This is a genomic window from Alteromonas sp. H02, from assembly GCF_059682525.1.
In genome coordinates this window covers 4,355,701-4,366,731 of record NZ_CM185021.1, presented here as the reverse complement: position 1 = coordinate 4,366,731, position 11,031 = coordinate 4,355,701, and the positions used below count along the sequence as shown (strand labels likewise).

The 11,031-nt window shown below is 49.1% G+C and carries 13 protein-coding genes; 8 read left to right on the top strand and 5 right to left on the bottom strand.

The annotated features are described in order from the left end of the window. Positions 1-181 precede the first annotated feature (181 nt). The 3 genes from dnaG to rpsU form a co-directional block, all read right to left on the bottom strand. The gene (gene dnaG / locus AC566Q_RS20255; RefSeq protein WP_499610042.1) at positions 182-1,972 is read right to left on the bottom strand and encodes a DNA primase; all 1,791 of its coding nucleotides are present in this window, start codon (positions 1,970-1,972) and stop codon (positions 182-184) included. Between the two features lie 110 nt (positions 1,973-2,082). After that, positions 2,083-2,526: a GatB/YqeY domain-containing protein gene (locus AC566Q_RS20250; RefSeq protein ID WP_499610040.1), complete on the bottom strand. Its 444-nt coding sequence runs from the start codon at positions 2,524-2,526 to the stop codon at positions 2,083-2,085. A 74-nt stretch (positions 2,527-2,600) separates the two neighbouring features. Then, positions 2,601-2,816, bottom strand: coding sequence for a 30S ribosomal protein S21 (gene rpsU, locus AC566Q_RS20245; RefSeq protein ID WP_012517258.1), 216 nt, complete (start codon positions 2,814-2,816; stop codon positions 2,601-2,603). 250 nt (positions 2,817-3,066) lie between these two features. On the opposite strand from rpsU, the gene tsaD reads away from it, so the two are divergent. Genes tsaD through AC566Q_RS20225 form a run of 4 tightly spaced genes read left to right on the top strand, consistent with a single transcriptional unit; the run spans position 3,067 to position 6,558 of the window. Next, on the top strand, positions 3,067-4,083 hold the full coding sequence (tsaD, locus tag AC566Q_RS20240) for a tRNA (adenosine(37)-N6)-threonylcarbamoyltransferase complex transferase subunit TsaD (RefSeq protein WP_499610036.1): 1,017 nt from the start codon (positions 3,067-3,069) through the stop codon (positions 4,081-4,083). A gap of 44 nt (positions 4,084-4,127) precedes the next feature. Continuing rightward, the gene (locus AC566Q_RS20235) at positions 4,128-5,342 is read left to right on the top strand and encodes an alkaline phosphatase family protein (RefSeq protein ID WP_499610033.1); all 1,215 of its coding nucleotides are present in this window, start codon (positions 4,128-4,130) and stop codon (positions 5,340-5,342) included. Between the two features lie 17 nt (positions 5,343-5,359). Next, positions 5,360-5,710, top strand: a complete 351-nt coding sequence (locus AC566Q_RS20230) for a carboxymuconolactone decarboxylase family protein (RefSeq protein WP_105932749.1) — start codon at positions 5,360-5,362, stop codon at positions 5,708-5,710. A gap of 23 nt (positions 5,711-5,733) precedes the next feature. Beyond that, positions 5,734-6,558, top strand: coding sequence for a redoxin family protein (locus AC566Q_RS20225; protein WP_499610030.1), 825 nt, complete (start codon positions 5,734-5,736; stop codon positions 6,556-6,558). 3 nt (positions 6,559-6,561) lie between these two features. Here the strand turns inward: AC566Q_RS20225 and plsY are convergent, their stop codons facing one another. Beyond that, positions 6,562-7,164, bottom strand: a complete 603-nt coding sequence (plsY, locus tag AC566Q_RS20220; protein WP_499610027.1) for a glycerol-3-phosphate 1-O-acyltransferase PlsY — start codon at positions 7,162-7,164, stop codon at positions 6,562-6,564. A gap of 198 nt (positions 7,165-7,362) precedes the next feature. Between plsY and folB the strand changes: the two genes are divergently transcribed. From folB to AC566Q_RS20200, 4 genes are read left to right on the top strand one after another with little or no spacing between them, the layout of a single operon-like run. Then, the gene (folB, locus tag AC566Q_RS20215; RefSeq protein WP_499610024.1) at positions 7,363-7,719 is read left to right on the top strand and encodes a dihydroneopterin aldolase; all 357 of its coding nucleotides are present in this window, start codon (positions 7,363-7,365) and stop codon (positions 7,717-7,719) included. A gap of 1 nt (position 7,720) precedes the next feature. Beyond that, positions 7,721-8,227 (top strand): 2-amino-4-hydroxy-6-hydroxymethyldihydropteridine diphosphokinase, encoded by a 507-nt coding sequence (folK, locus tag AC566Q_RS20210; RefSeq protein WP_499610021.1) that lies wholly within the window; start codon positions 7,721-7,723, stop codon positions 8,225-8,227. Continuing rightward, positions 8,224-9,024: an undecaprenyl-diphosphate phosphatase gene (locus AC566Q_RS20205; RefSeq protein ID WP_499610018.1), complete on the top strand. Its 801-nt coding sequence runs from the start codon at positions 8,224-8,226 to the stop codon at positions 9,022-9,024. The genes folK and AC566Q_RS20205 overlap by 4 nt, the downstream gene beginning before the upstream one ends. Positions 9,025-9,053: 29 nt before the next feature. Beyond that, positions 9,054-9,422 carry a histidine triad nucleotide-binding protein gene (locus tag AC566Q_RS20200; RefSeq protein ID WP_123323838.1) on the top strand — a complete coding sequence of 123 codons (369 nt, stop codon included), beginning with the start codon at positions 9,054-9,056 and terminating at the stop codon, positions 9,420-9,422. Positions 9,423-10,359: 937 nt separating this feature from the next. Here the strand turns inward: AC566Q_RS20200 and AC566Q_RS20195 are convergent. Then, complete coding sequence (locus AC566Q_RS20195; protein WP_499610013.1) at positions 10,360-10,944, bottom strand: hypothetical protein; 585 nt, start codon at positions 10,942-10,944, stop codon at positions 10,360-10,362. Between the last annotated feature and the right edge of the window lie 87 nt (positions 10,945-11,031).

Below are 11,031 nucleotides of genomic sequence, written 5' to 3'. Positions count from 1 at the left end.
TCAAATCTTGCCGGTTCTGCTGTAATTATGGTGCTAATTCGCCGTTTATTGTTCTGCCGGTCGCAGGTCCGTTACCTGCGACTAACGCCGAAGTCTGCGCCGGGAATGTTGTTGCTCAGGTTTAAAGCCTTCACCGCAACTTTCAATATTCATACCCAATGCTTAATGTTGCTGTCATGAATTAACTGCTTTGCCGTTCCCGCATGAGCATGTTTAATTCCTGTTTTTCGTCACTACTAAGCGCCTGAATTCTTGATTTTGACAACAATTGGTCAATGCGGCTATCGAAATGCCAGTCTAACAGGCGGGCAAAGCAGTCCCGAAATACCCTTTGTGCGTCGGCCTCATCAATAAAGTGCTCCTGCACGAGTAACCGACCCAGACTCTTTGAATAGGGGTGCTCACGGAAGTTTTCAACCACTTGCGCAGTTTTGGCCTGCGGATGCGTGGCACAAAAACTGAACACGTCCTGTAAAACGTTGAGACCAGCAATCCCTGAACCGTTGAGAAATTCAGGCTGTACGGAATCACCACATTCTGCTGCCAGCGACGGATGCTCCAACAACAATCTAATCATTACACTTATCGGCGACAGGCGAGTTTTATTGATATTGCCGCCGTCATTTTTTTGCTGTCTTGGTGCAGCCGAGCCAGGGCCGGCATTGGCTGCGCGAATATCCCGATCGAGTTTAAAACGGTCGTACTCACCTACATGTTTGCTGAGTTCTTCACTAAGCATCAGCTTTTGCTGTTCGCCGGCTACCTGATCTATCAGTGGCTGGGCTGCAGACTTCAGGGCAATTTTGCCTTCCGGGGTGCCAACGGAATGTTGTTTAAGTAATGCATCAAAGAAAAAGGTCGACAGCGGTGTTGCCCTGGCGACCATTTCCTCAAAGGCTTCCTGACCAATCTGACGCACCATGGTATCAGGGTCTTCGCCATCCGGCAGAAACAGAAATTTTAACTGTACGCCATCCTTTAAAGCCGGCAGGGCATTTTCCACTGCGCGCCAGGCGGCATCTCTTCCTGCCCGGTCGCCATCGTAACAACACACAATTTCCTGCGTGCCACGCATTAGCATGGTCATGTGGTCCTGAGTGGTCGCGGTACCCAGTGCAGCGGTGGCATACTGGATGCCATACTGACTTAGCGCCACCACATCCATATAACCCTCAACCACCATGATGCGCTGTAAGTTACGTTGCTGGCGGGTCTGGTAGTAGCCAAACAGCTCGTATCCTTTGTGAAAGATACGGGTTTCCGGCGAGTTCAGATATTTCGGGCCATTGCCTTCCATAATCCGGCCACCAAAGCCACACACCCGGCCGCGCTTATCACGAATCGGAAACATGATCCGGTCGCGAAAAAAGTCGTACTGTTTGCCGTTGTCGTTTTGATTTACCAGCTTAAGATCAAGCAATTGTTTTCTTAACGCGTTGTCGGTACCAAAGGTTTTGAGTACCGCATCCCAATCCGGCGGCGCGTAGCCAATTTCCCACTGCTTAACAATTTCGCCAGACAAGCCGCGCTGTTTAAGATAATCCACCGCTTTAGAGCCCTGAGCATGGTGTTTAAGCTGATGCTGGAAAAAGCGTGTGACCTTTTCCATTAACTGGAAGTCAGACTCATTCTGCTGCTTGTTCTTGTCGCTGGTAAAACGACCTGAACCTTGCTCTCTTGGCACTTCCAGACCGTGCATCTTCGCCAGCTCTTCAATGGCTTCAACAAACTCCAGTCGGTCATAGTCCATCAGAAACGAAATGGCGTTGCCATGCTCACCACAGCCAAAGCAGTGATAAAACTGTTTATCCTGGCTTACGGTAAAAGAAGGTGTTTTTTCGTCGTGGAACGGACAGCAGGCTGAATAGTTTTTTCCCGCTTTTTTGAGCCGGACACGGCTATCAACAATTTCAACGATATCGGTTCGGGCCAACAGATCGTCGATAAATTCGCGAGGGATTTTACCTGCCATAGATTGTACTACGCTGCCATGAAGTATTGGATTGCGGATACTTTATCAGGATATGTGGTAAGCGCAACGATCTGCGCCGCTACCATAAATGCCAGCGTGAGTTGGGTAGTTTACCCTAAACGCTGTTTGATTTGGGCGCTCAATGCGCCCATATCGGCCCGGCCTTGTACCTGGGGTTTTAAAACACCCATCACCTTACCCATATCTTGCATGCCGCTGGCACCGGTTGAAGCCATAGCTTCGTCGATCAATACGGCAATTTCCTCTTCAGTGAGAGGCTGGGGTAGGAAAGACTCGAGTTCGACAATCTCTGTGCGCTCAGTTTGCGCCAGGTCTTCACGACCTGCCGAATCGTACTGCGCAGCAGCATCCTGGCGTTGCTTAACCATTTTGGTTAACACTGCCAGGATATCAGAATCGCCTAACGTTACCTGCTCATCGATTTCTTTTTGCTTAATAGCTGCTAACGCCATGCGAATAGTGCCAAGACGGACCTTGTTTTTTGCCCGCATTGCCTCTTTCTGTGCATTTTTTAAATCGTCGATTAGCGCCATAAGTTACTCAGTCGATAGTTGCTTACAGGTTTTTTTGCTGCATGTTATTGCAGCTAAACTGGACTAAAGGTGTATTAGTACAGTTTTACGCGACGTGCGTTTTCGCGAGCCAGCTTCTTCAGGTGACGCTTTTTAGCAGCAGCTTTCTTGCGCTTACGTTCCCAAGTTGGCTTTTCGAAAAATTCACGACGACGAACTTCTGACAGAACACCGGCTTTTTCACAAGAACGCTTAAAACGACGCAGTGCTACGTCAAATGGCTCGTTTTCTCTAACTTTAACGATAGGCATTAAAAATTCACCTCAAAACTTAACAGGATGTCCGGGTTAAAATAGGTACTTTTAAACCACCCGGGTTAAAAATGGTGCGAAATTCTAATCATTCACGCCCAGGATGTAAAGTCTTAGTGTTAAAAAAATAGCCAAAACGCCTGATATAATACACCCACTGCACCGTAGTGGCCTGAATTCGCCAATTCGGTTAAACTTCGCAACCAGTCACCCCTGCTAAATCAGATCAACTAAAGGCAAACAGAACACTATGCGCGTATTAGGTATTGAGACATCCTGTGATGAAACCGGTATTGCTGTTTACGACGACGAACAGGGGCTTTTGTCGCATACCTTATATAGTCAGGTTAAGTTGCACGCCGATTATGGTGGCGTAGTGCCCGAGCTGGCATCCCGTGACCATGTGCGCAAAATCGTCCCGCTGATTCAAAAAGCGCTGAGCGATGCAGGTTCCTCTTCTGACGATATCGATGGTATTGCCTATACCCGTGGACCGGGACTGGTTGGGGCATTATTGGTGGGCGCCTCAGTGGGACGCTCCTTAGCCTATGCCTGGGATGTACCAACCATTGGCGTGCATCATATGGAAGGGCATTTGCTAGCCCCCATGCTGGAAGATAACCCGCCGCCGTTTCCTTTCGTTGCGCTGCTGGTGTCTGGTGGTCACTCCATGCTGGTGCGGGTCGATGGGATTGGCAGTTATGAATTACTCGGCGAGTCTATCGACGATGCGGCTGGTGAAGCCTTTGATAAAACGGCCAAGCTGCTGGGGTTGGATTATCCGGGGGGCCCGTTGCTAGCGAAGCTGGCCGATCAGGGCGAAGGCGGCCACTACAGTTTTCCGCGCCCGATGACCGACCGGCCTGGCCTGGATTTTAGCTTTAGCGGTCTTAAGACCTTTGCTGCCAATACCATTCGCGACGCTGATGGCAGTGATCAAACCAAAGCTAATATTGCTTTTGCTTTTCAGGAAGCGGTCATTGATACCCTGATTATTAAGTGTAAAAGGGCGCTTAAACAAACCGGATTGAAACGATTGGTGATAGCCGGCGGCGTGAGTGCTAATACTTCATTACGCGCTGCCATGACAAAATTAATGCAGGATATCAACGGCGAAGTGTATTACCCGGGCTTAGGCTTTTGTACCGATAACGGCGCCATGATAGCGTATGCCGGCATGCAGCGACTCAAAGCAGGTGAAGCCACTCCTCTGTCAGAATCGGTCGTTCCTCGCTGGCCACTTGATTCGTTAACACCAGTGTCATAAAAAAGGTGTTATCTTATGCTTTTTAATTGATATCAAAGCCTTTTATGACATTCTTTAGCTGGCGCGGCCTACTTGGCTGCCTGATTCTTGTTAGTCTGAATGTGCATGCTGAACGCCCGGAGCAGCATGTGGTATTAATCTCAATCGATGGCTTCCGCCACGACTATATCGAAAAGCATCAGGCCCGGGCGATGGCCAATATTGCCGCTCGCGGTGTTCGCGCTGAAAGCATGCAGCCGGTGTATCCGGCCAATACTTTTCCTAATCATATTTCACTGCTGACCGGCCTGTTGCCGGTTAATCACGGTATTGTAAACAATCGTTTTTACGATAAAAGCCGTCACGCTTACTATTCCATGGGTGAAGCTTATAAAGACAGTACCTGGATCACGGCAATGCCGTTCTGGAATCTGGTGGAAACCCATGGTTACCCGGCAGCCACCTACTTTTGGCCGGAGTCAGACGCACGGATTGGCGGGCAGTTACCTTCTTATCATTTTCACTATTCCAAATATTCAGATTATCAGCAGCGTATTGATCAGATCATTGAATGGCTGACCTATTCGGATGCGACCCGACCGGTGTTTATTGCCGGCTACTTCTCTTTAGTCGATACCGTGGGGCACGACTATGGGCCGGATGCCCCGCAGACTTTTGCAGCAGTGCAAAAAATTGATGCGCTGATTGGCCAGTTGTATGAACGTATTCAGGCTTTGCCAATTAAGGTTAACCTAATCCTGGTGTCTGATCACGGCATGAACGCGGTAGATACCAGCCGGATAATTTATCAGGACGAGCTGAATATCAGCGATGACTTTCTGGTACTCAACGAAGGCGAACAAATACTCTTGTACGCCAAAGACGGTGTCAGCGAGGCGGACGTTAAAAAGCAGGAAGAGGCGTTGCGAGCATTAGCACTGCCCGGAGTCAGAGTGTTTGATGAAAATCAACGAAACCATTATCACATGCCGCATAATCCGCGTACCGGTGATATTATCATTACCATTGATGCACCGGCCCGGTTTGCTAAAAATAAAGACAGCCGTATTGGTCCGGGCGGTCATGGCTATCTGCCTGAACATCCGGACATGGGGGCAACGTTTGTCGCTGCCGGGCCTGCCTTTAAGCAAGGGCAACGCCTTCCGCGCTTCAGTAATCTGGAGGTGTATCCGGCATTGGCAAAAGTGCTGGGACTTGAGTTGCTCCGCCCCATCGACGGCAAACTGGATGTGCTCAATCAGGCGCTGGCTGAACAGTAACCTACGAGGTCGTGAAAATGAGTAAGTCTTATCCCGAAATTACCCAACGTATTTCCAGTAATTTAAAAGCATTACGCAGTGATATCAGCGATACCATGCAGGGCTTTTCTGCCATGGCGCAAGCCGCTACCAAAGATGGCGTACTGGACAAGAAAACCAAAGAACTCATCGCCCTGGCCATTGGCGTATCTACCCGCTGTGACGGCTGCATCGGCTTTCACGTTAAAGCTCTGGTGGAGCTTGGTGCAACCAAGCAGGAAATCGAGGAAACGCTGGGCATGGCGGTCTACATGGGAGGTGGTCCGTCGCTGATGTACGCCGCAGATGCCATGCTGGCTTATGAACAGTTCAGTGAAGCCAGCGCTTAATCACTCTTGCCGGTTGAACCGGCTTGCATAGCTTGTCGATAGGGCCGGTAGGTCTGGCTATCGACTATGTTCTGGTGTGGGGAGCTTTGTTCCTCGCACTTGTCTGGCTTCGTCTGGTCGTAAAAGAAAAGCCACTACGCGCGCAGGTAGAAAACACCCTGTTCAGTGTTTTTGTGGCGGCACTCCTTGGCGCCAGAGCCGGATTTATCTGGCGCATGTGGCCACAATATCAATTTGACTTGCTGGCCATGCTGGATATTCGCGATGGCGGCTTTTTGCCCCAGGCCGGATTGATAGCCGGGGCACTGGTACTGATATGGCGTGTGCATAAACTGCCTGTTACCCGCAAGCCTTCAGTGAAAGTTGTTCTGCTCACTGCCGCTTGTATGTTGCCGGTTTATATTGGGGTTAACTGGGTAAATCGCAGCACGACCATGCCGTTACCGGTGGTGCAGAATAATGTTCTTCAAACGGTGGACTTTGCAGCCTTTACGGATAAGCCCATTGTACTGAATGTGTGGGCTACCTGGTGCCCGCCATGTCGCCGCGAAATGCCGGTGCTTGAGCAGGCCCAGCAAAACTACCCCGACATGCATTTTATTTTTTTAAATCAGGGAGAGTCGGCCCACGACGTTAATGATTTTCTCAATAGCCAGGGACTCAAACTTGAAAATGTCCTGCTTGATCCGAGCGGGGCGGTAAGTGAAGCCTTCGGCGTGGCAGTATTGCCTACTACGCTGTTTTATTCTCCCCAGGGTAAATTGCTGTATCGCCATGTAGGCGGTGTGTCGGCGGCAAGTCTGGATTACGCACTGCAACAGCTTACACAAAGCACGCCTGAAGAATAACGCTTATTCGTTGGCTTTGCCTTTATCCCAGACTTTACTCTCTTCGCCTTTGCGCAACCGCTGAATGTTTTCTTTGTGTCTGAAAATGATCAGCACCGACAGCATCGCCACCGGGATGGTGTACGTGGGCTTGATAAACCAGGTAAACACTGGCGCCAGTAGTACGGTAACAATAGCGCCCAGTGAAGAATATCCCCAGATAAATACCACAACCGCCCAACTGGCAATCAGCGAACCGGCCAGCGCCGGGCCAATTGGCAACATGGCGCCAAATGCTGTAGCGACGCCCTTACCGCCGGCAAAATTAAAATAGAGCGGGAAGATATGGCCCAGACAAGCAGCAATGGCAATAAAACCCAGGGCTACCGGGGCAAGCCCCATAAAGTAGGCTGAATACACCGGAATGGTGCCTTTCAGCACGTCGATAACCAGCACCAGCAAAGCCGGCACCCGACCACCGAGGCGGTAAACATTGGTGGCACCAGGGTTGCCCGAGCCATGACGGCGCGGATCGGGTAATCGAAAAGCACGGCTGACCAATACTGCACTGCTAACAGAGCCTATCAGGTAGGCAACGCCAATCATTAACAGACTGAGTGCAATCAAGCCAATGCTCCAACTATGTACGAAAAGTGTGCACACACTACTAGAATATCGCCCGCAAAGCCAGACATTGTGACGCTATAGGTGACAGTTATAAAAGGTTCTCAGAGCTGGCCGGACTGGCCAAGCTTACCGGGATCGCGTAATCTGCAACGCCAATGCTATACTCGCAAAAAAATGAGTTTTAAGGTGCAGCAAACAATGCAGCAAATATTTATCGAAGGGCTGGAAGTGCCAACCCTGATAGGCGTATATGACTGGGAGCGCACGCAAAATACGGTGTTAATTGTCGACTTGTTAATTGATGCCGACCTGAGCGCGGCTATGCAGTCAGACGATGTGGCTCACACTATCGATTATGCAGCGGTAGCCGAAACGGTTAAGCAAGTGGGAAGTGACTCTTCCTTTGAGTTACTGGAAACGTTTGCCAAGGCCATTATCAGTGCTGTTTGCCAGGCGTTTGCGGTACAAAACCTGGTACTGACGATCGAAAAGCCGGGGATATTACCCGATGCCCGCAAAGTAGGTATCCGAATCACTCACGAGGCAGGCAAATAAAGTGAGCCTGCATCAGGTTTTTATTGGTATTGGCTCGAATATTGAGCGCGAGTTTCATACCCGCGAAGCTTACCAGTTGCTGCACCAGTACTTTGACAACGTGGTGGTATCACCGGTTTATGATTGCCCGGCCCAGGGCTTTGACGGACCGGGATTCTACAACTGGGTGGCACGAGTGGATACCAGCCTGTCGCTGGAGGCTATTTATCAGTTATTCAAACAATTAGAAGCCGAATACGGGCGAAAAGACTGGTATAAAAAGCACTGTTCACGCACAATGGATTTGGATTTATTGTGCTTCGATCAAGTGGTGTGTGATGCACCGGTGACGCTGCCCAGAGCGGAAATTCTACAGCGCGCGTTTGTACTGCGGCCGCTGGCTGATATTGCCCCGGATATGCGCCACCCGGTGGTGGGAAAAACTTTCTCGCAACTCTGGCAGGCCTTTGATCACAGCAAGCAGCTAACCACACCTGTCGATTTTACATGGAGTTTACCCCAGGGATGACGCTTTTCGAAATTATTGTTCTGGCCATTATCCAGGGCCTTACCGAATTTTTACCTATCAGTAGTTCCGCCCATTTGATTTTACCTGCCGAAGTGCTCGGCTGGCGTAATCAGGGCCTGGCATTCGATGTAGCTGTGCACGTGGGCAGTTTACTGGCAGTAATGATTTACTTCCGTAATGACATCCTGCAAATGACAGGGGCCTTTTTTAAGCACGGATTTAGTCAACAACAGAACACCGACAGCAAGCTTGCCTGGTTTGTGGTAATTGGCACTATACCGGCAGTAATCGCTGGTTTTTTACTGAAAGACCTGATTGAAACCCACGCTCGCAGTGCTGCTGTAATTGCTACCACGACCATCCTGTTTGGCTTGCTACTGTGGTATGCCGATGTAAAAGCTAAACACGTGCAGAAGCTGGAACAACTGACATTGCGTCAGACCATTATTATTGGTCTGGCCCAGATGCTGGCATTAATTCCGGGGACATCCCGTTCTGGTATTACTATGACGGCCGGTCTGATGCTGGGCTTAAACCGGGAAAGCGCAGCGCGCTTTTCGTTTTTACTGTCTATTCCGGTGATCCTCGGCGCTGGGTTATTAGCAGTAAAAGATCTGTTGGACGCCAATGAAGCTGTGGACTGGTCGGCATTAATTTACGGTGCAGGCTTTTCCTTTGTTAGTGCTTATCTGTGCATCTTTTTGTTCCTCAGCTGGATAAGCCGCATCGGTATGTTACCGTTTGTGATATACCGCTTACTGCTTGGCGTCGTGCTGATTGCCTTTATATTCTGGTAAGCCCTGTATCGATTTGATGGAGATAACAAATGGCTGAAACTATTTTTGATAAGATTATTGATAAGTCTATCCCGGCAGATATTTTGTACGAGGACGACAAGGCGTTAGCCTTCAAAGATATCAATCCGCAGGCACCGATTCATTTTCTGGTCATTCCTAAAAAGCAGATTGCCACCATTAATGACATCAGCGAAGAAGATGAAGCGGTGGTCGGCCATCTCTACACAGTAGCAGCCAAACTGGCTCATGAGATGGGCTTTGCCGAAGAGGGTTACCGTGCGGTAATGAACTGTAATGAGTTTGGTGGCCAAACCGTTTATCACATCCATTTACATGTTCTGGCCGGGAAAATGATGGGCTGGCCTCCATACACAGATAAACCCAAGCATTTAGAGTAACTTCGCGCCTAAGCGCGAAGTTATCCCGGAAGCGCCAAAGGCGCTATCCGGGATCTCCTGAGAAGGCTGACTAACCTAAATAGTATCGCGTTTGTTATCCCGGAAGCGCCACAGGCGCTATCCGGGATCTCCTGAGCAGGTTGACTAATCTAAACAGTATCGCGTTTGTTATCCCGGAAGCGCCAAAGGCGCTATCCGGGATCTCCTGAGAAGGCTGACTAACCTAAACAGTATCGCGTTTGTTATCCTTCGAAGCGCCAAAGGCGCTATCCGGGATCTCCTGAGAAGGCTGACTAACCTAAACAGTATGCGTTTGTTATCCCGGAAGCGTCAAAGACGCTATCCGGGATCTCCTGAGAAGGCTGACTAACCTAAACAGTATGCGTTTGTTATCCCGGAAGCGTCAAAGACGCTATCCTCTTTATATCCTGTCATCCCGGAAAGGACGCAGTACTTATCCGGGATCTCCTTGACTGATATTGTGGACTAAAAAATACCATTCTCTGCGTATCTATAGAATGTAGGCACTTCCACCACCATTCATTTCTCCACATTTTGTCGGGGTGCCGACTGCACCCAGAGGGGAGCCGTCATCCATGACGCCTCTACGCTTTTACTTAATCTGCCCGGCCTCAGTATTTCGCAATACAAAGAACCAAATAAAAAGCAGGTTGTTTATCAGTCAATAGCCTTATCAGAAGATACCGGCTCGTGGGCCGGTATGACGATGATTTTTGGGACCACAAAATACCCTGTCATCCCGGAAAGTACGTAGTACTTATCCGGGATCTCCATCGTGCAATCGTAGGCTGTAAAAGCACACCTGTTCAGGCATTCAACTTCCAAAAACTGTCTTATTTGAATCTACCCTTCATACCAGTTTTGAACTAGCGTCACCTGCGGATACTCCAGGTCGATATTCCAGGCCGTTTTATAGTCAGTAGAACAGCAAAGCAAGTGAAATAGTCAGTGATATCATGCCCAATCCGCACATTTCATATGCTGATTTTTTATTAATGGTGAAAGGGTGTGTCGTGAAGTACTTTTCGAGTTGTTCAAGAACGTTAATGATTGTCGTGGTTGAAAAGCTGCCCTTAAAATTAAACGATGATTCGTTTTTGGAATCCTTGGATTGATATTCAATAGCTCCGGGCATGGCTGGCACTTTGATAATTCCGGGTTGTTCGCAATAATTCAGCTGGTTATGAGCCAATGCAGTTTTAAGTGCCGGTGTAAAGTCATCAGCCATACCGATAACCTGGTACGACCGCCTTTGTCGCCAGCATTTAACACCTAAATAAATGGTTACCGCCAGCAGAATAATTTCTTGGCCTTCCAGGCTACCGGTTTGCGAAAACCGAACAGCCTCCAGGATGATTAGTACTAAATAGATTAACAGGGCAAAGCTCATCAGCAGACCGCTTGAGACAATAAAAGGCCGTTTGGTGGAAAGTACCCGCCAGCCTAAATAGATATAATAAAGCGACATTGCGAGTAGAAATAACGCAGCGATTTGTTTCATACAGGACTCCTTGTCAGATGAAAACGGCCTGAATGAACAGGCCAGATGTTAACTAGCAGACTGTGTTCCTTGTCTGCCTGAACGCGG